Origin of the sequence: Citrobacter sp. Ce104 (assembly GCF_030334595.1) — a bacterium.
In the GTDB taxonomy this organism is placed as follows: domain Bacteria; phylum Pseudomonadota; class Gammaproteobacteria; order Enterobacterales; family Enterobacteriaceae; genus Citrobacter; species Citrobacter europaeus.
In genome coordinates, this window is the sequence record NZ_JAOWDP010000045.1 from 49,159 (window position 1) to 69,380 (window position 20,222).

Consider the following 20,222-nt stretch of genomic DNA (forward strand, 5'->3'; position numbering starts at 1 on the left):
CACATCCCCTCATTTCTGAGAGGAATCACAGCAATTAAGAGGGGGCTAAATGTCCGATCCGATTTCCGGTACTGGGCTGGCTGGCGGTGTCCTGACGGGTGCCAGCGTCTATGGATTTCTGTCCGGAACTGATTACGGCGTGGTGTTTGGCGCTTTTGCCGGAGCGGTGTTTTACATTGCAACCACTGCTGACCTGAGTGCAGCGCGCCGTCTGGCATATTTCCTGGTGTCGTATATCGCGGGGATCCTTTGTTCCGGGCTGGTGGGTTCAAAGCTGGCTCAGGTTACTGGCTACAGTGATAAACCACTGGATGCCATTGGCGCCGTAATCGTTTCTGCATTAGCCGTCAAAATCCTGACGTTCCTGAATAATCAGGATGTCGGCTCGCTGGTGGCGCTGATAACGCGCCGGGGAGGTTCAGGTGGTACAAAATGACCCATCGGCAACTTTAAATGCATTGCTTTGCGCTGGGGTAGTGCTGACCCTGATGTTTTATCGTCGAGGCGATTCGCGACATCGACCATGGATGTCTCGCCTGGCGTGGCTGCTTACGGTCATCTATAGCGCTGTTCCGCTGGCATATCTGTGCGGTATCTACCCTTATTCATCGTGGGCCACTATCGGGGCCAACATTATTTTCCTGTCTGTGCTGGTCGCCGTCAGAGGCAACGTGGCACGCCTGGTTGATCATCTGAGGCAATAATGAACCAATCACAATTTCAGCAGGCGGCTGGTATCAGCGCCGGGCTTTCTGCACGCTGGTTTCCGCACATTGATGCGGCAATGAAAGAGTTTGGAATCACAGCAGTTAACGATCAGGCCATGTTCATTGCGCAAGTTGGGCATGAATCTGCTGGTTTTACCTCGCTGGTCGAGAGCTTCAACTACTCGGTAGACGGGCTAAAGAAAACCTTTGGTAAACGCCTGACACCGTATCAGTGTGAAATGCTGGGGCGAGTAGATGGTAAGCAGGTGGCCCACCAGCCACAAATAGCCAATCTGGTTTATGGTGACCGCATGGGGAATAACAGCCAGGGTGATGGCTGGAAATATCGTGGTCGTGGCCTGCTTCAAATCACCGGCCGCGAGAACTACGCCAAATGCGGTGCGGCGCTGAAGCTTGATCTGATCAGCACACCAGAGTTGCTGACACAGGATAAGCATGCAGCCCGTTCTGCTGCATGGTATTTCACATTACGTGGTTGCATGATGTATTCAGGTGATGTTGTCCGTGTAACGCAGATCATTAACGGTGGTCAGAATGGACTGGCTGACAGAAATAGTCGTTATAACAAAGCGCGGGCGGCGTTGCTGGTATGACAGCGGTTTTTGCTTTTGTTAAGGCGCGGTGGAAAACAATCATTGTTTTGCTGATGTTGGCTGGTGCATTTCTTGCCGGGAATATCTGGAGTGAGCGGGGCTGGCAAAAGAAGTGGGCTGACCGTAATAGCATGGAATCTTCACAGGAAGCGAACGCGCAAACTGCCGCACGCTGGATTGAACAAGGGCGCATAATTGCCCGTGATGAGGCTGTAAAAGATGCACAAGCACAAGCCGCTAAATCTGCTGCCACTGCTGCTGGCCTGTCTGCCACTGTTAGCCAGTTGCGCACCGAAGCAACAAAGCTTGCCGCCCACCTGGACGCCGCAAAGCACACCTCAGATCTTGCCGCTGCCGTCAGAAGCAAAACAGCCGGAGCCGACGCCGCAGTGCTCGCCGACATGCTCGGACGCCTTGCAGAAGAAGCTCGATATTATGCTGAGCGATCTGACGAAAGCTACCGGGCTGGAATGACATGTGAGCGTGTTTACGACTCAGTGAGAGAGTCAAACAATAGCAGGTAATCTCCGAGAGTAAGGGACAATGCTATGTGATACGTCGTGATTATTCGTTAGACTTCTCTTACCGTTAGGGATGAGGTCACCAAATGAAAATCAGATATGTAATTGCGTTAACATTATCATTGCTCGTTGCCGGTTGTGATAACGCGCCAAAGTTTGATGGTTCAAGCCAGGAGTCACTTCGATACTCAGCAGAGAAGGTATTCGAACCTTTGTCTGAAGAGAAGAAAGCTGAACTAAAGACAGCTATTATCGATACGCTGAATTACTACGACACCCAGGCAGAGCTAACCAACGACAAAAGCTATTCGTCGAATAATATGCGGCTGGTTGTATTAGATGGGAAGACTGCCGATCAGGTTGTTTCTGAGGCAGCCAGCTATCGAGATAAAAAAGAGAAACTCGAGAAGAAATATTTACATAATCAATGATAAGAGGCCGCATTTAGCGGCCTTTTTCATACCTATTAATTGATAATCACTATCATTTGCGCGGGTCCTCCTGGCGATTCTGAACACCGAGGGGGCGAGGACACGCGGAAAACGGCTGGTTTTTTGCATTTTATCGGCATCATCATCATTTCATTAACTTGTTGATATTTCAGTCGTGAAATTATTCACGATGTCGAAATGGTTAAATATTGTTCATCATCATGGATAACGAACTGAAAAACCTTCGCCTCAACATCAATCAGCTGGCAGCAGTGACCGATCTTCATCGCCAGACGATCTCCAGCAGGCTGAATAACGTTGAGCCTGCTCCAGGCAGTAATTCTCGTCTCAAGCTTTATTCTGTTGTCGATATTCTCCGGGAACTGCTGGGCCGAACCACGGCACCCGAGCTGGTGGATATCGATAAGATGTTACCGCCGGATCGTAAGGCATGGTTTCAGTCTGAACGCGAGAGGCTTAAATTCCAGCAGGAAACAGGTGAGTTAATCCCGGCATCGACAGTGACCCGAGAATTTTCATCGATGGCAAAAGCCGTCGTTCAGGTACTGGAAACGCTGCCGGATATTCTTGAACGTGATTGCGCGATGACGCCTGCAGCTGTCGTTCGGGTTCAAAAAGTCATTGATGACCTGCGGGATCAGATAGCCCTGAAGGTTGAGCAGGCAGATACGCCGGAACAGGAGGACAGTTCGCCAGAAGAGGAGTAAGCCATGCGACAGGCCACGGCGGCGGAGCTAAGAAAAAACACTGCCGGGATCATCAGAGCACCGCGCCGAATGCCTGTAGCCGAAGCCGTACATAAATATATGCGTGTTCCGGTCGGCGTGGGTAACTCCGTTGAGTGGGATCCTAATCTTGCCCCTTATGTTGTGGAGCCGATGAACTGCCTGGCATCACGCGAATATGATGCTGTCATTTTTGTTGGCCCTGCCCGAACGGGTAAAACCATTGGTCTGATTGATGGCTGGGTGGTGTACAACGTTGTCTGCGATCCGTCTGACATGCTCATCATTCAGATGACGGAAGAGAAAGCGCGCGAACACTCAAAAAAACGTCTGGCCCGAACATTTCGTGTCAGCCCGGAGGTGGCATGCCGGCTGAGTCCCTCACGCAATGACAACAACGTGCATGACCGGACTTTCCTTGCCGGGAACTACCTGAAGATAGGCTGGCCGTCTATCAACATTATGTCATCCTCAGATTTTAAGTGTGTGGCGCTGACGGATTACGATCGCTTCCCGGAAGATATCGACGGGGAAGGGGACGGATTTTCGCTTGCTTCAAAACGTACCACTACCTTTATGTCGGCGGGGATGACGCTGGTCGAGAGTTCACCGGGCAGGGAAATCACCAATACGAAGTGGCGGAGAAAGTCACCTCACGAAGCCCCTCCCACGACCGGGATCCTTTCTTTGTATAACCGCGGCGATCGTCGCCGCTGGTACTGGCCATGTCCACATTGCGGGGAATACTTTCAACCGGCCATGGAGGCGATGACAGGCTACCGGGAAACGTCTGACCCGGTAAAGGCCAGTGAAGCGGCGCATATTGATTGTCCGCATTGTAGCGGCATGATTACCGCCGACAGGAAGCGGGAACTGAACGGAAAGGGGGTCTGGTTGAGAGAGGGACAGACTATCGACCGTGAGGGCAACATAACCGGAGAAGCCCGACGCTCGCGCATTGCCTCGTTCTGGATGGAGGGACCGGCGGCGGCATACCAGACATGGGCGCAACTGGTTTACAAATTACTGACGGCGGAACAGGACTATGAAGCCACCGGCAGCGAAGAAACGCTCAAAACGGTAATTAATACTGACTGGGGGCTGCCTTATCTTCCCCGTGCAGCCAGTGAGCAGCGACGTGCTGACGTGCTGATGCTGCGGGCAGAAGACTATGGCAAGCGACTTGTGCCGCCGAAAGTCCGTTTTCTTCTGGCGTCGGTGGATGTGCAGGGCGGGAAGAAGCGCCGTTTTGTCGTCCAGATCATCGGGTACGGTGAAAACGGCGAACGCTGGCTGGTGGACCGCTATAACATCCGTCAGTCCCTGCGTTGTGATGAATATGGTGAGGCGCAGCAGGTGCATCCCGGATCCTATCCGGAAGACTGGCAACTGCTCATCACAGATGTTCTCGAAAAAACTTATGCGTTGCAGTCAGACCCTTCGCGACGGATGCCCATACTTGCCATGGCTGTCGACAGCGGCGGGGAAGATGGGGTAACGGATAACGCCTATAAATTCTGGCGCCAGTGTCGTCGTGACGGACTCGGTAAACGGGTTTACCTGATAAAAGGTGACAGCACCCGACGCCAGAAAATCATTACCAAAACGCACCCTGACAACACAGGCCGAAGCGATCGCCGGTCGGATGCGCGTGGTGAGGTTCCGGTTTATCTGTTGCAGACGGACCTGCTAAAAGATCAGCTCAGTAACAACCTTGAACGTGAAACCCCCGGTGCCGGGTTTATCCATTTTCCTGACTGGCTGGGGGAGTGGTTCTACGAAGAACTGACCTATGAAGAACGTGGCACGGACGGAAAATGGCGCAAGCCCGGAAAAGGCAATAACGAAGCCTTTGACCTTTTCTGTTATGCCCACGCCGTCGCTGTCCTGCGTGGTTATGAAAAAATCCGGGACTGGGAACAGCCCCCGGCATGGGCTGCCGCTCAGGAGTGTAATTCAAACATCATTGACGGGGAGCGCCCCAGGGAGATTGCTGTGAAAAAAGCGGTACCTGTACGTTCATCTTCTGTATCTGTAACTGAACCGTCCAGCCCGCTTTCTGGTGGCTGGCTGGGTGTCAGTGATAACGGAGGCTGGCTGTGACGAAATCAGAAATTCAGCAGATGCTGATAACAGTACGCCAGGCATACCGTGATTCCCTGGACGGTAAAAGCGTGTCATTCACGGGGGTTAATGGCCGGGCAATTACCAACCATGACCCTAAAGCCCTGCGTGACGAGCTTGAATACTGGGAAAGGCGCTGGCGCGCTGTTTCAAACCGCAACGGCTCGTTCAAACTCGCTAACTTTCTGTAAGGCAAATCATGGGATTTTTTGAAAAGGCACTGGGCGCAATATCGCCCGGGTGGGCGGCATCACGCGCACAAAACCGACTCAGACTCAGAGCCTATGAGGCAGCAAATCCGACTCGTCTGCATAAGGGGAAACGTGAATCCCGGTCAGCGGACACCGCTGTATTTGCAGCCGGTACTTCATTACGAGAGCAGGCCCGCTGGCTTGATGAAAACCATGATCTGGTGATTGGTCTTTTTGACAAGATGGAGGATCGGGTTATCGGTGCTCACGGGATCCACGTTGAACCGCAGCCGCTTGATCTTGAGGGTAATCTTCACTCTGAGTTTGCTGGTCAGTTATCCGCGCTCTGGGCGGAATGGTCGGTTCGTCCGGAAGTGACCGGGATGTTTACCCGTCCGGAAGCAGAGCGGCTTTTGTTACGTTCAGCACTGCGTGATGGTGAAGTGTTTACACAGATGGTGCGGGGAAATGTAGCCGGGTTGCAGCATTCAACCCAGGTACCATTTTCTCTTGAACTGCTGGAGGCGGATTTTGTTCCGTTTAACCTGAACAGTACCTCCGGGCAGCAGATCCGCCAGGGGATTATTGTCAATGCCTGGGGGCGACCGACGGGCTACAGAGTTTATAAGAACCATCCTGCCAGTTTTGCCGGACTCAAGGCTGATTTAAAAACTGTTTCGGCTGACAGCATGCTGCACCTGGCTATGCGTAAACGGCTTCACCAGTTAAGGGGGATCAGCCTCATCCATGGCGTGATCACCCGGCTCTCCGATATTAAGGATTATGAAGAGAGTGAGCGCGTGGCGGCACGTATTGCGGCGGCGCTGGGTTTCTATATCAAACGTGGGGATGCTCAGTCTCTTGATACAGAAACCGAGTTTTCAACACCGGGTGGACAGCGCCATTACGATATTGCGCCGGGGATGATTTATGACGAGCTAAAGCCAGGCGAGGATCTGGGCATGGTGGAGTCGAATCGCCCGAATGTTCATCTGTATGAGTTCAGGAACGGTCAGATGCGCGCTGTGGCGGCGGGGACACGTGGCAGTTATTCCAGCATCGCGCGGGATTACAACGGTACCTACAGTTCACAGCGGCAGGAGCTGGTAGAGAGTTTTGAAGGTTACAACGTGCTGCAGCAGTGGTTTGTTGGGCAGCAAAGCCGTCCTGTATACCGAAACTGGCTGGCAATGGCGTTGCTCAGCGGCGTTACCATCCCCAAAGATGTCGACAAAAAATCCCTTTTCAACGCGCTCTATCTTGGGCCAGTCATGCCATGGATTGATCCGGGAAAAGAGGCTGCTGCCTGGAAGGCAATTGTCCGTGGAGGGGCAGGAACAGAAGCAGAATGGACGCGCGCACGTGGTCAGAATCCGCAGGAGGTGAAACGTCAGCGTCTCCGGGAAACCCAATTTAACCGAGAAAACGGGCTGGTGTTCGACTCAGACGCCGCCAACGATAAAGGAGTGCTCCCTGATGCAGCAAATGATAAGCCCGCCCCGTCGCGGGACGATGATTAATCCCCGCGCCAGTGTAGCTGGTATCGATGCAGCAAACGGTCAGTGCTGGTATGAGATACGCGCCCTGGCTGCAGGGCGTGTGGAAATATTTCTCTATGACGTGATCGGCGGCTGGGGGATTACCGCTCAGCAGTTCATCTCCGACTGTAAGGAAGCCGGGGTGTTTGAGGCCAGTGCCGTCGATCTGCATATCCACAGCCCGGGCGGCGATGTGATGCAGGGATTTGCCATCTTTAACACCTTGTCCCGTCTGAAGGCGAAGCTGGATATCTGGGTGGACGGCGTGGCTGCCAGTATGGCTTCAATGATTGTCTGCCTGCCCGGTGCCACGGTGCATATGCCGGAAAACGCCTGGCTGATGGTGCACAAACCGTGGGGCGGGATCGCCGGGGATTCCGATGATATGCGTGATTACGCTGCCTGGCTTGATCGTAATGAAGCGCTGATGCTCAGTGCCTACATGAACAAGACCGGGCTGGGGCAGGAAGAACTGGAGGCGATGCTGAAAGCTGAAACCTGGCTTAATGGCGCGGAGGCGGTGGAAAAAGGTTTTGCTGACACGCTTGAACCAGAACTGCAGGCCGCGGCCTGTGTGAATCAAAATAAACTGAAGGATTACCAGAATATGCCAGAACAGATTAACAACCTTTTTGGGCCGCGCGCCGAAGCTCCTGTCAGTCAGCCGCAACCCGCACAAAATCCGGCTCCGCAGGCCGCAAATAACCCAACAACACCGCAGCCCGCCCAGCAACCGCTGGCGGGAAATATCGACATTACCGCGCTGGCCGCCCAGCTCCAGCAACAGATGCAGGCGGCGAATACTGAACGAGTCAGCGCAGTTTCCGCTGTGTTTGATGCGTTTCCTGCTTTCGGCTCGCTGAAAGCAGAATGCATCACGGATATTTCCTGCTCAGCGGAACAGGCCCGCACCAAATTGCTCAATGCGCTGGCGGCAGGGACGACCCCGAGTGCCGGACCGGGTGCAGTTCACATCCATGCGGGTAACGGGAATATTGTTGGTGATTCCATTCGTGCGGCGGTGATGAACCGTGCGGGCTATGCGCAGGCAGAAAAAGATAACGCCTACAACGGGTATACCCTGCGCGAACTGGCCCGCGCCTCGCTGGTGGATCGTGGTATCGGTATTTCTGGTGTCGGTACCGCACAGGCGATGGTTGGGCTGGCGTTCACCCACAGCAGCAGCGATTTCGGCAATATCCTGATGGATGTGGCGCATAAGGCGGCATTGCTTGGCTGGGATGAGGCCAGCGAAACATTCGAACAGTGGACCCGTAAAGGCACACTGACCGATTTCAAAACCGCGCACCGCGTTGGCCTGGAATCACTGGCATCGCTGCGTAAGGTTCGCGCCGGGGCGGAATATAAATATGTCACCATTAAAGATCGCGGTGAGCCGATTGCACTGGCCACCTATGGTGAGCTTTTCAGCATTGATCGCCAGACTATCATCAACGACGACCTGGATATGCTGACGCGTATCCCGCAGGCAATGGGGCTTGCTGCGCGAGCCACCGTCGGCGATCTGGTCTGGGCTGTACTGACCAGTAATCCGAAAATGTCGGACGGTAAGCCGTTGTTCCACGCCGATCACGGCAACCTTGTTGCAGCCGATCTGAGTATTGAAGGGCTGGATACTGCACGTAAGGCAATGCTGCTGCAAAAATCCGGCGATCGTCGTCTGAATATTCGTCCTGCCTACATGCTGACGCCAGTGGCAATTGAGTCACGGGCAAAACAGCTGATTAAATCCGCCAGCGTACCGGGCGCAGACGCGAACAGCGGGATCGTTAACCCGATCCAGAACTTTGTGACAGTGGCTTCTGAGGCCCGCCTGGATGACAGCAGCCCGACGGATTATTACCTGACTGCTGCGCAGGGGCGCGACACAATTGAAGTAGCCTATCTGGACGGTATCGACACGCCATATCTGGAACAGCAGCAGGGCTTCACTGTGGACGGTGCTGCATTCAAGGTGCGCATTGATGCGGGTGTGGCCCCGCTTGACTGGCGCGGGCTGGTTAAAGTCACCAAAAAATAACGACCGCCGCCTGGCGGTTTTTTTATCCCTGAAGGCGGCGCTGGTCGCCTTTTCCTTTTATGGAGAAAAAACATGGCGAATAACTATCAGCAGGACGGTACCACACTGGATTATCACAATGCGGGTGTTGATGCCGTTTCATCCGGTGCGCTGGTGGCGGTCGGCGGAATTGCCGGGGTGGCACACAGCGATATTCCAGCAGGCGAGTGGGGAACACTGCATATGGCCGGTGTTTTTGTGCTGCCTAAAGCGGCAGAAGAAATTGCGGCAGGCCAGAAGCTGTATCTGGCTGGCGGCAAGCTGACGGTGGCAAAAGGCGATGATGCAACGCCAAACCCGGTTGTTGGTTCCGCCTGGGGAGCAGCTGGGGCGGATGCTGCTGATGTTGCCGTCCGCCTGGGGTTCTGATGAGCCGGTTCCGGGAGCGTTTGGCTAAAGCAGATGCCCGGATTAACCGGGCGTTTGCCGAAGAAGTCCCTGCATGCCTGCAAACGGGTGAAGGCCCGCGTCTGGTGACCGTGATTTTGGAATCACCGGATGCGCTGTCGGGTGTACCCGGGGGCGGGGAAATTCAGAACCATTCCCCGGCGTTCAGTGCAATGACTGCGGATATTTCCGGTCTCGAAAAACATGACGGTGTGGTGATCAATACCATCCCTTACCGGGTGACACATATCGGCGCGGATGAAGAAGGGCGGACCCGCGTCACGCTGGCATATGGGGAATCTGGCAAAACACAGCCTCAGATCGATAAATGGAGCTGATATGGCGCGGGAGTCTCGACTGCGGCGGGATTTACCCGTCGATATTGATGTGGATGTTATCTGGCGAATTGCGGACAGTATCGGTGCGACGCAAAAACAGTTCCGTGCAGCGTACTCACGCGCGCTCAGGCGTACTGCCGCCACGCTGCGAAAGAAAGCGATGGCGGATCTGAAAGACGGGCTGGCCCCACGCAGTATGGATCTGGTCCGGCGCCGTCTGCTGTCTTTTCGTCTGGACAGGGGATCGCAACTGGATAACTTCCGGCTCTGGTTCGGGCTGAATGCCATTAAGGTGAAAGACCTTAAAGGACGAATCAACGGACGGCTGCGACCGCACCATACCCGGCGTGACCGCAACACTGGGCGTTTTATTAAAGCGCGCCGCCAGGCAGAAAACGCCGGATTTTCCCCGAAAGGTAATCTGCTGAGCGAACGGTCGTTTGAAAACGGGGAGGTGTCCCGTTCAAAACGGGATAATCGCCGGACGGTAGTTATTCGCGATCCCCTGACCCGCCGGACACGCGAAGCAGAAATGGATATCTACGAACCGATGCTGAACTACATCGAGGACAACTCATTTGCGGAAGCGATGGAGATTTTTATGCATCACTTTGAAACCGACATTCGCGGGCGCGTAAAAGCCCGTATTTCTGTCTGAGGTAACGAACGATGGCCGAGCCACTGTTGCTGGGGCGGTATCACGATGCTGTGACTGACGCATTAAAAAAAATCGGATGGGTGCGTGATGCCGGTGCGTATCCGGAAAGAAATGTTCCCCGCTTTTCGGGCCTGACCACGCCCGCGGTGTATTTCTCGATTAACAGCTGGGAACAGGGCGGAGGAAATGAGGGACAACTGAGCGTTAATTTAACCTGTGATCTCTTCGTGGTGGTGGATGCCGCCGGGTCGGGTGTTAGTCAGCCTGAAATCTTTGTCAGAACCGCTGCGGCCGATATTACCCAGTGGATTGACGGGCAGCAGTTTGGTCTGGGCCATATTGAGCCTGCGGTATTCACCACGGCTGAACGCGATGAGTTTGATCCGCGAATGGATGATTATCTGGTCTGGCGTATTTCATTCACCCAGGCGGCTGCATTTGGTACTGACCCCTTTGCAAACAATGGCATGCCTCTGAAGCAGGCCTGGCTGGGTGCTGCACCTGATACGGGCCGTAATCACGTGGATGACTATCAGCTTATCCAGGAGGCTCAGCCCGATGAGTGATATAGCAGGCGACCTGCAGCGCAGACTGGCGAACCTTGTCCGGCGCGGCGTTATCCACTCCGTCAGGCACGATCGCATCCCAAAATGCCGGGTGGATTTGGGGGATATCATCACGACCTGGCTGCCGTTGTGCCAGGGCTTTTCCGGAACTAACCGCGCTGATTCAAATCCTTATGCCGTGGGGGATGCGGTTACGGTCCTGTCCGAAGCCGGAGAGCTCAACAACGGACGGGTGTTTCCCGGCTGGAACACGGGAAAGCTGCCGGTGCCGGAAGGAAGTGACAGCGAGCACATTACCCGTTACAGCGACGGGACCGAGATCCGTTATGACAGGAACGCGCATGCCCTGACGATTACGCTGGCTGATGGTGGAACTTACAAAATTGTCGGTAAAGGCACGCTGGATGGTCCGGTTGAAATTACCGATACCCTGACAGTTCAGGGCAAAACCCAGATTAATGCCGACACGTCGGTTGCAGGGAATATCGGGGCGTCAAAGGAGATAACGGATAAATCCGGCAGCATGAGCAAGATACGTGAAGTCTTTAACAACCACGATCACCGCGGCGACAGCGGCGGGCTCACCGATAAACCAAATCAGAAAATGTGACCTGCTGCGGCAGGTTTTTTTATGCCTGGAGAAAAAACATGTCTCAGTTACATGGCGTTGAAACTATTGAACTCACCTCGGGTACGGTGGCGGTTACCACGATTCAGACCGCCATTATCGGCCTGGTGGGAACGGCACCTGATGCGTCCGGGGGAACAGCCGCATCGGGATCATCCGGTACACCCATTCTCGATAACGTTATCGATTTCACTGCAACCATTAAGGGGCGGCAAGGCAATGTCATCAATGTCGCTGCGCTGGCCGGACAGCCGGCAGCCGAAAATCCTGCTGCGGTTGTGACGTCAGCAAGCTGGGATCCTGAATCACTGACACTGAACATCACGCTGGGTTGTGATGAACACGGTGTTATCACGGCTAAACCTGGAGAAGTTGCTGAGGCTGTCGGTGGTGTTGATGGCGTAAAAATCAGTGCGAGCGGGCGCGGTGACGGGATTGTCCAGCCCTTCAGCCTGCAATTAGCGGGGGGTGAAGATGAACCCTTTCCACTCAATACGCCGGTGGCGGTCGTCGGCACCACGCTGTTATCCCGCCTGGGTGAAAAAGGTACGCTGAAACAGGCACTGACTGATATTAACGATCAGCGTAATGCGCTGACGGTGGTGGTGCGTGTGGCGGATGAAAACGATGTGGCAAAACGACGCGCGGCGGTACTGAAGGGGATCGGCACCCTGTCATCAGCGAAATCTGTTACGACGTACCAGCCGCGTATTGTGATTGCGCCGGGATTCAGTGAGGACGATGCGGTTGGTAAGGGGCTGGAAACCGTGGCCGGGAAATTGCGCGCCGTTGCATATGTTGACTGCGCATCCGGTGCGACGCTGCAGGAAGTGGTACAGCGCCGCCAGTCCTATGGCGCACGAACTGAACTGTTGCGTCCGCGGGTCCAGGCGAGCGATGCAGATGGCCAGCTGGTTTATCGTCCTTACTCTGCCTTTGCTGCCGGGTTGCGCGCCCGCATCGACTTTGAAAAAGGCTGGTGGTGGAGCAAGTCGAACCAGGACATCAACAACATCCTCGGTGTTGAGCAGATCGATGAATTTATCCTCGGGGATGAGAACTGCGATGCAAACCTGCTCAACATGCAGAACGTGTCCACCATTATCCGCCGGGCGGGTTTTAAACACTGGGGGAACCGCCTGTGTGCAACCAATCCTCAGTGGCGTTTTGAATCTGTCCGCCGTACTGCGGATGTTATTGAGGACAGCATTCAGGAAACCATGCTGGAGTATGTTGACCGCCCACTGGACCGGGAAAATGCGGATGACATTATCGGTACCATCAATGCCTATATGCGGCAACTGGTCGGTCTTGGCGCCATATTCGGTGGGCGGGCCTGGCTGGATGAGGAACTGAACACCGCGGAAACCATGGCGTCGGGTGTCCTGTACATCAACTATGACTTTGGTCCGAAATCGCCGACTGAACTTATCAGCCTGCGCGTCCGGGTGAACAATAACTATGCGCTTGAGGAGATGCTTGCAGCATGAGCGATAAAAACACACTACGCGTCTGGACCTTCTTCCGGCAGGGGATCCGTATTCAGGGGGCGCATGAATTTACGCCGCCGTCTCTGGCTATTGTTAAAACGGATTTGCGTACCGGCGCACAGGATGCGCCAACTCCGGTTGATGACGGCATGGAAGCACTGACCTGTCAGGTTAAATTTTATGGGATAGATACGGATATGCTTGCCAGCTTCGGTTTTGTCAGCGGCAGTCGTTCACGCTTTACGGCTTATCAGGGCTATCTCGGTAACGGCACTGCGCGCGGTACGGTTGAGGAAATCGAGGGGTTTGTACAGGCCGTCACGCCGGATGCGCGCAGTAAGGACACGCTTTCCGAAAATGCCGTGACGGTTGATATTGCCGTCAGCTACTACCGTCAGTCACTGGACGGGCGCGAACTGTTTGCCATCGACACAGAGCGTTTCGCCCGCCGGGTGAATGGCGTGGATGTGCTTTCTGGCCTGGCTGCCAAAGTGCGTCTCTGATTTTACTGTTATCCCACCACTGTAACGGCCTGCGGGCCGTTTTTTTATGGAGCATCCTATGAGCTTTCCTGGTGAAACCCGCGTTATAAAACTGTATTCCCCCGTATCACTTGATAGCGGGGTTGTGATCGATGAAGTCACCATGCGTGAACCGCTGGTTCGCGATCGCATCACTCATGCCAAAGACCGCGGCAACGAAGAAGAGAAAGAAGCCCGCATGATTGCGCTGCTGTGCAATCTCAGTGAACAGGATCTCTGGCTGATGACGGCGGCAGATTATTCACAGCTGCTGGATGCCTTTAACGTTTTTATGCTCCCGCCCGCGAAGCGACCGAAGGCGGGCTCCTCCGGGCAATAAGATTTCTGGGGCGGCGGCTGCATTTTCCGATGGCGGAATACCTTGATATGCCGTTCAGCACTTTCTCTGATTTTTTGACCGACGAACTGGAGACGATAAACCGTGGGCGGAATAAGCCAGAACCTTAAGGCCGTCATTACCTTTGGCGGGAACCTGGATAATTCATGGAAACGATCTGCAGATGGTCTGCAAAAAAGCCTGAAAGATGTCGGAAAGCAGTCTGAACGACTGACAAAAGATCAGACTAAACTGGCAGCAGAAATCAAGCGCGCCAAACTGGCCGGTGAAAGCCTGGGGGATTTGAAGCGCCGCTATACCGATGTTTCCAGGGAAATCCGCAAAACGGAGGCGGAGCAGCAGAAACTGAATGTACAGATGCAAAAAGCACAGCGCATTCAGGCATTCAAAGGAGCCGGTAAAGGTCTGTTCCGGCGCGGTCTGGGGATCGCCGGGCAGGTGGGCGGGATGTTTGGGTCCGGGCTGGCTATTGGCGGTGGCGGTGTGGTGGCTTCAGCTCTTGGCACACTGATAGCGCCAGCTGCCACCAATGCTGAAACGGCAACCCGCACTAATGTCGCAAAAAGTTACGGCGTGGACGTGGCCACGTTTAATGCCTGGGATTCTCTGGCGAAGCAGTACGACATGAATGCGGAAAACATTGGCGATCTCTTTGAAGAGTATCTGCACAAATCCGGGGAGTATAAACAGAACGGTAAACAGGGCTCGCTGCAGGATGCGTTTGAAACGCTCGGTTTCAAAGCGGGGGATTTTGCCGGGCTCAGCGATATGGCGCAGTTCGACAAAATTGTTGAACGGGCGCTCAGCCTTCAGGACGAGTCAAAAGCCTCCTTCGCACTGGATTCTCTTTTTGGCGGGGAAGCGAGCAAGCTGCTGATGCTTATCAAGCAGTCTGGCCGGAGCTACCGCGACCTGATGGACGAACAGCGGCGCTACAACCTTGTGACCAAAGAGGGGGCTGATGGGGCAGTTGCGGGTAATCAGGCTATTAATAATCTCCGCACTGTTTTCTCTTCTGCGGTCGCAGAAATTTCCGGGCAACTGGGAAATGAACTGGCGCCGGATATCCGTAACCTGACGAATGATCTTGCCGACTGGTTCAAAGGTGGCGGGATCAAACGCATTGTAACTTTCCTGCGAAACGACCTCTATCCCGGCGTTCTGTCGTTCGGACAGGGGGTGGTTTTTGTCGGCAAAATTATTTACGCGCTGGCTAAAAAACTGTCCTGGTTGCTGCCAGATGACCGTAATGATCAGCGTGACGTCCTCAAAACGCTTGCCGCAAATGGGGTAGAAAGAGCACGTTTCAGGGCAAGCCAGAATGGACAGGGGGAATGGTTTGACCAACAACTGAAAGAGCGTCCTGACCTGCCGCAAGAGGTTAAACACTCCTGGGAATCCACCCGGGGACTGTTTGGCTTTGATTCTGATGATGAGACATTTAACAAATCGCTTGATAAATACCTGTCACCGGAAGGCGGCGACTCGCTTTTAAACTGGAATGCGGCACTACAGCAAAACAAGGACCATGTCGCGCAAACCGTTAAAGAGGATCCGGAAAGCAGTGCCGGAGCCTGGGATAATTACCCGCATGAGCCGGTAACATCTGCCAGTCAGTGGAAAAGAGAACCAGCAGGGCTGACGTACAGCCAGGGGGAAGGAGAAAGCGCCCGCGCAGGGAATAAGTATCCGAATGCTCCCCTTCTTCCCGTCGTGCAGCAGGACAGAAATGTTACGACAACAGACAGATCACCTGCTGAGTCGGTCATTTTGAAAGACGAGAGCACGGACGGTTACTGGGAAAGCCTGCTTCAAAAAATGGATGTACTGGATAAGCAGCCGCCATCACGGCAGATAACTGATAACCGCAAATTTGAATACCACTTCGAAATTAATGCTGCGCCGGGACAGGATGAGAAAGCCATTGCCGATGAAGTGACCACGGTGACGAAAAACAATTCAGCCTTTAATGGTGATAACAGCCTTCTGGATGGGGGACTTGTCTGGTGAGTGAAATTATCCCGATATTTGAAGATTCCGGCCAGCGCAGTGCAGGCGCATTACGGGGTGGGCAGGAAGCCCGCGTGATGATGATGCTGGGGAATTTCGCCTTTTCGATTGATACAGCGGCTTATCATCAGCTCACCCGTGAGGCCAACTGGCGCTGGAGTGAACAGGAACGCATCGGCAAACAGGACCTTCTTCAGTACACCGGAAAGCCCGGGCGTACTGTCAGACTCGAAGGGCAGTCTCACGCCTTTTTCCGTAAAGGGGTGGAAGGGGTGAATGATTTATTTGATCTTGCCGATCAGGCGAAACCCCAGCAGCTTGTCAGCGGAGAAGGTGATGTACTGGGGTGGTGGGTGGTGACCGACTTTTCAGACACGACGAGTAAGTTTTTACCGGGTGGCGGTCACCGAAACAAAAACTGGACGATGACGCTAAAACACTATGCCGACGATCTATCAAACCCGTGACGGAGATGTACTGGATGCAATCTGTGCCGTGCATTACGGTACTGAAAATCTTTCAGACTCAGTGACTCAGGTTCTTGAAGCCAATCAGGGGCTGGCAGATCAGGGGGCTATGTATCCTTCCGGCCTGTATATCACACTGCCGGATCTGGTGACGCCTGTAGCGGAATCGCCATTCAGTTTATGGGATTGATATGGCAGATCAGACAGCAATGCCGGAATATGCGCCGGCCTTCAGCATTCAGGCCGAAGGGAAAGATATAACCCGGGTGCTGCAACAATGCCTGAGTGAACTGACCCTGACGGATTATGGTGGGGCAACAGCGAAAGCCGATGAACTGAAAATCAGCCTCATCTCTGAAACGCTGGCGCTTCCCACTAAAGGTGCCCGGCTTCGGGTTGCTCTGGGATTCAATGACCAACTGATCGATAAAGGCTGGTTTGTTGTCAGTGGTGTCTCGAGCAGCGGCCCGCCAAGGCGTATTGAGCTTTATGCGACCGCCGCGCCGATGAACGCCCAGAAACAACCCGGAGATGTGACAAGCCAGAAAACCCGGAGCTGGGATAACCTTCGCCTTGCCGATATTGTCAAAACAGTGGCCACCGATAACGGACTTATTCCCCGCGTGGCCGACGCGCTCAAAGATATTCATATCAATCACATCGATCAGGTGGCGGAATCCGATGCCAACCTGCTCGCAAGGCTTGCACGTGACTACAACGCAGTGAGCAAACCATCGGGAGGCTACTGGCTTTTTTTACAGCAGGGGGCCACGGCAACGGCTTCAGGAAAACAGACTGGCGGGATCACCATCACACCGGATGAAGTATCAAACTGGTCCTACAGTGAAGGTGAGCGGGGGAGTTCGACGGGGAAAGCTACGGGGAGCGGAGGTAAAGCCAAAGAGAAAATCGGCGTGCGTTATTACGACGAGGAGGACGGCACGACAAAGACCTCCTCCGTTGAACATGATGGCCCGGCGATGACCAATCCCTATACCCAGTCGGAGAAAAACACCGCCGAGCAACAGGCAAATTCCAGGAAAACACAGGCGAAGCGTAACGAGCAGAAAATGACGCTCACGGGGCCATGTCGCCCGAAACATGTTCCGCTGACAGCAGAAGCAAGTGTGTCGACGTCCGGTTTTGGTTCCCGTGAGGATCGGGCCTGGGTGGTTGAGTCTCTGATCTTTTCTCTGACGTCAGCTGGATTCAGCTACACCTACAACCTTGTCGTGGATATTCGTAAACCCGCAGCAGCTTCGAAAAAATCAGAAAAGCAGGACAAAAAAGGCCCGTCCTACTTCGGTTAACCCTCACGCCATCCGGCGACTCAGCTACGGAATTTAATCATGAACGGTGTAAACAACCGGACCGGAAAACGCCTGTCCGGCGTCGCCCATTTGCGCCAGTCCGTCAGCGACATACTGACCACGCCCATCGGGAGCCGGGTTCTTGTCCGTGACTATGGCAGTGATCTGCTTTCGCTGGTGGATAACCCACGGGATGATTTGACCCGACTACAAATAATCGCCGCATCAGCGACTGCACTGGCCCGGTGGGAAACGCGGCTGAAGGTAACACGTGTGCTTGTTTCCTTTCCTGAAGGGGAGTCCGGCTGTGTGCTGGATATCGAGGGGATCAACAAGGAAACCAATTTACCTGTCAGAACGGGAGACATAACGATTTATGGCAAGCAGCTATGACGTGATCAACCTGTCCGAACTGGACGTACCGGATGCCATTGTGGTGCCGGATGCGACTGAAATCTTCACCCGGTGGCTGGCGCGCCTGCGGGAACTTGATAAGCAATTTGATGCGCTGGTGGAATCCGATCCGACGTTTAAACAGGGGGAGGTGAATGCCTACCAGCTGACGCTGGCGTTTCAGCGGGTTAATGATGCTGTGCGGGCGGTATTTCTCGCGAGTGCAAAAGAGGCAGACCTTGACCAGATAGGTGCTGCATTCAACGTTAAACGGCAGGTGATTAAGCCCGGCGATCCGCTTGCCATTCCGCCAGTGGAGCCTGAACTGGAAGACGATGCGGCATTTCGCGAACGTATCCAGCTTTCATGGGCGCAGCTGAATACAGCAGGCGCGCGTAACGCATACCGCTTTCATGCGAAATCTGCCGATACGGATGTGCTGGATGCAGATGCCTATGGGCCGGAAACCCATAACCGGCCCGGCTACGTTGATGTCTATGTCCTGTCCCGTACCGGGGATGGGACAGCGGGACAGCCCCTGCTTGATAAGGTTAACAGCACACTGAATGCAGATGAAATCCGCCCGTTAACTGACTATGTGACGGTAAAAAGTGCCACGATTGCAAACTATGCCGTTACGGCGGAGCTGGAAATTCCGGAAGGACCGGACGCCAGTACGGTACTGAATAATGCCATCGATGTTTTACGGTCATACACCACGCTTTCTCATCGGATTAAAACCGTCGTCCCGCTGTCCGCCATTTATGCCGCGCTGCAGCAATCCGGTGTGGTCCGGGTCAGGCTGATTTCTCCGGTGGCAGATCTGGAAGCGGAACCGGGTAAAGCTCCCTGGTGTACCGCCATAAATGTCACCCGCAGGGAGGTAAGCAGTAATGACGGCTAAGTTTCGATCTCTGCTGCCTCCTGGCGCATTTCATGAAGAGCGGGCGCAGGAGCAGGCCAGCGCTGAGCAAATCGCCACCATTGATACCAATATGGTGCGTAAGTCCAAAAATCCTGACACCTGTCCGGCGCATCTTCTCCCCTGGCTGGCCTGGGAGCATGCCGTTGATTTCTGGGATGACAGCTGGACGGAGGCGCAGAAGCGACAGGTGATAAAAGATGCCGCATATGTGCATCAGCACAGAGGAACGGCCGGGGCGGTACGCCGTTCTCTCGGATCAGTGAATCTGCCCACGACCGTTGTTGAGTGGTGGGAAGACACCCCGCGCGCTGAACCTTACACCTTCCGGATCGAAGTACAGAGCAGTGAGGGGGTCAGCGACGCTCTCTATCATCAGATCCGCCAGCTTACCGAGCGGGCCAAGAACCTGCGCAGCTATCTGAGCAAAATCGATGTGATGGCGAATGTGGGTATGGACGGGGCTTTTTATATTTCGGGTGCGACAACAGCGCATATCGATGTGGACATTTTTGCCGGGGAATCTCATGGCTGATTACTACTCAATTATCACTAACCGGGGTAAAGAACTGGAGGCGGAGGCTCTGGCCAGTGGTCGCCTGATTGTACTGACTCACTTTGTGGTGGGTGACAGTAATGGCAAGCAGGTTAAACCTGATCCGTCGCAAATCCGGTTGATCAATGAAACGTACCGGGGAGATATCGCTGAGCTGGTGGTGTCCCCGGAGCAGTCCACGCAGTTGATGGCAAAAATCGTTCTGCCGACCGGGGTTGGTGGATTCACCGTTCGCGAAGTCGGTTTAATGACTGACGCCGGAGAGCTTTACGCGGTGGCAAACTGCCCATCGATCGATAAGCCGGTTGGTGGTGTCAGCGTTAATATGCAGTTTCGCCTGGCGGTATCAGATACCTCAAATATCACGCTGAATGTTGCTACAGGTGACGGCTTATTCCTGCGCATTGACCAGAACCTGAAAGAGATAAAAGCGCGGGGTTCGGAAGCACAAAAAACGTCGCGTGAATCCATTGGTGTCCTCGATGGCACGACACAACAAAGAGGGCTGGTTCAACTTAACAGCGCGGTGAACAGCACCAGTGAAACGCAGGCTGCCACCCCTGCCGCAGTTAAGATCGCAATGGATAATGCGAATGCGCGGCTGGCTAAAGACCGGAACGGCGGTGACATTCCGAATGTCGCATTATTTCTACAAAACCTTGGTTT

At 54.2% G+C, this 20,222-nt stretch carries 26 protein-coding genes; all 26 read left to right on the top strand.

Going from position 1 to position 20,222, the window contains the following annotated elements:
• Positions 1–49 precede the first annotated feature (49 nt).
• On the top strand, positions 50–436 hold the full coding sequence (locus OGW16_RS02925; protein WP_008784467.1) for a phage holin family protein: 387 nt from the start codon (positions 50–52) through the stop codon (positions 434–436).
• Entirely contained in the window at positions 423–704 is a 282-nt protein-coding gene (locus OGW16_RS02930) for a phage holin family protein (protein WP_103284341.1), read from the top strand. Before OGW16_RS02925 ends, OGW16_RS02930 begins: the two co-directional genes overlap by 14 nt.
• On the top strand, positions 704–1,321 hold the full coding sequence (locus OGW16_RS02935; RefSeq protein ID WP_033816615.1) for a glycoside hydrolase family 19 protein: 618 nt from the start codon (positions 704–706) through the stop codon (positions 1,319–1,321). Before OGW16_RS02930 ends, OGW16_RS02935 begins: the two co-directional genes overlap by 1 nt.
• Positions 1,318–1,845: a DUF2514 domain-containing protein gene (locus OGW16_RS02940; protein ID WP_033816614.1), complete on the top strand. Its 528-nt coding sequence runs from the start codon at positions 1,318–1,320 to the stop codon at positions 1,843–1,845. Before OGW16_RS02935 ends, OGW16_RS02940 begins: the two co-directional genes overlap by 4 nt.
• An 83-nt stretch (positions 1,846–1,928) precedes the next feature.
• The gene (locus OGW16_RS02945) at positions 1,929–2,273 is read left to right on the top strand and encodes a DUF6694 family lipoprotein (RefSeq protein WP_033816613.1); all 345 of its coding nucleotides are present in this window, start codon (positions 1,929–1,931) and stop codon (positions 2,271–2,273) included.
• 221 nt (positions 2,274–2,494) lie between these two features.
• Positions 2,495–3,001, top strand: a complete 507-nt coding sequence (locus tag OGW16_RS02950) for a DUF1441 family protein (protein WP_047358011.1) — start codon at positions 2,495–2,497, stop codon at positions 2,999–3,001.
• A gap of 3 nt (positions 3,002–3,004) precedes the next feature.
• Positions 3,005–5,122: a phage terminase large subunit family protein gene (locus OGW16_RS02955; protein ID WP_286517806.1), complete on the top strand. Its 2,118-nt coding sequence runs from the start codon at positions 3,005–3,007 to the stop codon at positions 5,120–5,122.
• Complete coding sequence (locus OGW16_RS02960) at positions 5,119–5,334, top strand: hypothetical protein (RefSeq protein WP_101701295.1); 216 nt, start codon at positions 5,119–5,121, stop codon at positions 5,332–5,334. Before OGW16_RS02955 ends, OGW16_RS02960 begins: the two co-directional genes overlap by 4 nt.
• 8 nt (positions 5,335–5,342) lie before the next feature.
• Positions 5,343–6,854 (top strand): phage portal protein, encoded by a 1,512-nt coding sequence (locus OGW16_RS02965; protein WP_286517809.1) that lies wholly within the window; start codon positions 5,343–5,345, stop codon positions 6,852–6,854.
• Positions 6,811–8,913: a ClpP-like prohead protease/major capsid protein fusion protein gene (locus OGW16_RS02970; protein ID WP_286517810.1), complete on the top strand. Its 2,103-nt coding sequence runs from the start codon at positions 6,811–6,813 to the stop codon at positions 8,911–8,913. Before OGW16_RS02965 ends, OGW16_RS02970 begins: the two co-directional genes overlap by 44 nt.
• A 72-nt stretch (positions 8,914–8,985) precedes the next feature.
• Positions 8,986–9,321, top strand: coding sequence for a capsid cement protein (locus tag OGW16_RS02975; protein ID WP_131351193.1), 336 nt, complete (start codon positions 8,986–8,988; stop codon positions 9,319–9,321).
• Positions 9,321–9,677, top strand: coding sequence for a head-tail joining protein (locus OGW16_RS02980; RefSeq protein WP_286517813.1), 357 nt, complete (start codon positions 9,321–9,323; stop codon positions 9,675–9,677). The genes OGW16_RS02975 and OGW16_RS02980 overlap by 1 nt, the downstream gene beginning before the upstream one ends.
• A gap of 1 nt (position 9,678) precedes the next feature.
• Positions 9,679–10,335, top strand: a complete 657-nt coding sequence (locus tag OGW16_RS02985; RefSeq protein WP_286517814.1) for a hypothetical protein — start codon at positions 9,679–9,681, stop codon at positions 10,333–10,335.
• Between the two features lie 11 nt (positions 10,336–10,346).
• Positions 10,347–10,901, top strand: a complete 555-nt coding sequence (locus OGW16_RS02990; protein WP_286517815.1) for a hypothetical protein — start codon at positions 10,347–10,349, stop codon at positions 10,899–10,901.
• Positions 10,894–11,511 carry a phage baseplate assembly protein V gene (locus OGW16_RS02995; protein WP_047357975.1) on the top strand — a complete coding sequence of 206 codons (618 nt, stop codon included), beginning with the start codon at positions 10,894–10,896 and terminating at the stop codon, positions 11,509–11,511. The genes OGW16_RS02990 and OGW16_RS02995 overlap by 8 nt, the downstream gene beginning before the upstream one ends.
• Before the next feature lie 38 nt (positions 11,512–11,549).
• Positions 11,550–13,019, top strand: coding sequence for a phage tail sheath family protein (locus tag OGW16_RS03000; RefSeq protein WP_286517816.1), 1,470 nt, complete (start codon positions 11,550–11,552; stop codon positions 13,017–13,019).
• A complete protein-coding gene (locus OGW16_RS03005) occupies positions 13,016–13,522 on the top strand; it encodes a phage major tail tube protein (protein ID WP_286517817.1) in 507 nt (168 codons plus the stop codon). Before OGW16_RS03000 ends, OGW16_RS03005 begins: the two co-directional genes overlap by 4 nt.
• Before the next feature lie 58 nt (positions 13,523–13,580).
• Positions 13,581–13,880 carry a phage tail assembly protein gene (locus OGW16_RS03010; RefSeq protein ID WP_016150413.1) on the top strand — a complete coding sequence of 100 codons (300 nt, stop codon included), beginning with the start codon at positions 13,581–13,583 and terminating at the stop codon, positions 13,878–13,880.
• 102 nt (positions 13,881–13,982) lie between these two features.
• Entirely contained in the window at positions 13,983–15,908 is a 1,926-nt protein-coding gene (locus OGW16_RS03015; protein ID WP_286517818.1) for a hypothetical protein, read from the top strand.
• Positions 15,905–16,375, top strand: a complete 471-nt coding sequence (locus OGW16_RS03020; RefSeq protein ID WP_286517819.1) for a phage tail protein — start codon at positions 15,905–15,907, stop codon at positions 16,373–16,375. The genes OGW16_RS03015 and OGW16_RS03020 overlap by 4 nt, the downstream gene beginning before the upstream one ends.
• Positions 16,350–16,565, top strand: a complete 216-nt coding sequence (locus OGW16_RS03025; protein WP_016150410.1) for a tail protein X — start codon at positions 16,350–16,352, stop codon at positions 16,563–16,565. Before OGW16_RS03020 ends, OGW16_RS03025 begins: the two co-directional genes overlap by 26 nt.
• A gap of 1 nt (position 16,566) precedes the next feature.
• A complete protein-coding gene (locus OGW16_RS03030; protein WP_220758098.1) occupies positions 16,567–17,685 on the top strand; it encodes a contractile injection system protein, VgrG/Pvc8 family in 1,119 nt (372 codons plus the stop codon).
• A gap of 39 nt (positions 17,686–17,724) precedes the next feature.
• Positions 17,725–18,078, top strand: a complete 354-nt coding sequence (locus tag OGW16_RS03035) for a GPW/gp25 family protein (RefSeq protein ID WP_286517820.1) — start codon at positions 17,725–17,727, stop codon at positions 18,076–18,078.
• Entirely contained in the window at positions 18,062–18,982 is a 921-nt protein-coding gene (locus OGW16_RS03040) for a baseplate assembly protein (RefSeq protein ID WP_181522576.1), read from the top strand. Before OGW16_RS03035 ends, OGW16_RS03040 begins: the two co-directional genes overlap by 17 nt.
• Positions 18,972–19,535, top strand: coding sequence for a phage tail protein I (locus tag OGW16_RS03045; RefSeq protein ID WP_286517821.1), 564 nt, complete (start codon positions 18,972–18,974; stop codon positions 19,533–19,535). The genes OGW16_RS03040 and OGW16_RS03045 overlap by 11 nt, the downstream gene beginning before the upstream one ends.
• Positions 19,528–20,222 (top strand): phage tail protein (locus OGW16_RS03050; protein WP_286517822.1); only part of this gene is annotated, 695 nt, incomplete at its 3' end. The genes OGW16_RS03045 and OGW16_RS03050, both read left to right, overlap by 8 nt.

Coding starts and splice junctions, on each gene's coding strand:
- OGW16_RS03045 (WP_286517821.1), top strand. CDS start 18,972: ATGACGGCTAAGTTTCGATCTCTGCTGCCTCCTGGCGCATTTCATGAA.
- OGW16_RS03030 (WP_220758098.1), top strand. CDS start 16,567: ATGGCAGATCAGACAGCAATGCCGGAATATGCGCCGGCCTTCAGCATT.
- OGW16_RS02995 (WP_047357975.1), top strand. CDS start 10,894: ATGAGTGATATAGCAGGCGACCTGCAGCGCAGACTGGCGAACCTTGTC.
- OGW16_RS03000 (WP_286517816.1), top strand. CDS start 11,550: ATGTCTCAGTTACATGGCGTTGAAACTATTGAACTCACCTCGGGTACG.
- OGW16_RS03010 (WP_016150413.1), top strand. CDS start 13,581: ATGAGCTTTCCTGGTGAAACCCGCGTTATAAAACTGTATTCCCCCGTA.
- OGW16_RS02975 (WP_131351193.1), top strand. CDS start 8,986: ATGGCGAATAACTATCAGCAGGACGGTACCACACTGGATTATCACAAT.
- OGW16_RS02950 (WP_047358011.1), top strand. CDS start 2,495: ATGGATAACGAACTGAAAAACCTTCGCCTCAACATCAATCAGCTGGCA.
- OGW16_RS02925 (WP_008784467.1), top strand. CDS start 50: ATGTCCGATCCGATTTCCGGTACTGGGCTGGCTGGCGGTGTCCTGACG.
- OGW16_RS03025 (WP_016150410.1), top strand. CDS start 16,350: ATGCCGACGATCTATCAAACCCGTGACGGAGATGTACTGGATGCAATC.
- OGW16_RS02980 (WP_286517813.1), top strand. CDS start 9,321: ATGAGCCGGTTCCGGGAGCGTTTGGCTAAAGCAGATGCCCGGATTAAC.
- OGW16_RS03035 (WP_286517820.1), top strand. CDS start 17,725: ATGAACGGTGTAAACAACCGGACCGGAAAACGCCTGTCCGGCGTCGCC.
- OGW16_RS02955 (WP_286517806.1), top strand. CDS start 3,005: ATGCGACAGGCCACGGCGGCGGAGCTAAGAAAAAACACTGCCGGGATC.
- OGW16_RS02945 (WP_033816613.1), top strand. CDS start 1,929: ATGAAAATCAGATATGTAATTGCGTTAACATTATCATTGCTCGTTGCC.
- OGW16_RS02940 (WP_033816614.1), top strand. CDS start 1,318: ATGACAGCGGTTTTTGCTTTTGTTAAGGCGCGGTGGAAAACAATCATT.
- OGW16_RS02935 (WP_033816615.1), top strand. CDS start 704: ATGAACCAATCACAATTTCAGCAGGCGGCTGGTATCAGCGCCGGGCTT.
- OGW16_RS02970 (WP_286517810.1), top strand. CDS start 6,811: ATGCAGCAAATGATAAGCCCGCCCCGTCGCGGGACGATGATTAATCCC.
- OGW16_RS02990 (WP_286517815.1), top strand. CDS start 10,347: ATGGCCGAGCCACTGTTGCTGGGGCGGTATCACGATGCTGTGACTGAC.
- OGW16_RS02985 (WP_286517814.1), top strand. CDS start 9,679: ATGGCGCGGGAGTCTCGACTGCGGCGGGATTTACCCGTCGATATTGAT.
- OGW16_RS02965 (WP_286517809.1), top strand. CDS start 5,343: ATGGGATTTTTTGAAAAGGCACTGGGCGCAATATCGCCCGGGTGGGCG.
- OGW16_RS03040 (WP_181522576.1), top strand. CDS start 18,062: ATGGCAAGCAGCTATGACGTGATCAACCTGTCCGAACTGGACGTACCG.
- OGW16_RS03005 (WP_286517817.1), top strand. CDS start 13,016: ATGAGCGATAAAAACACACTACGCGTCTGGACCTTCTTCCGGCAGGGG.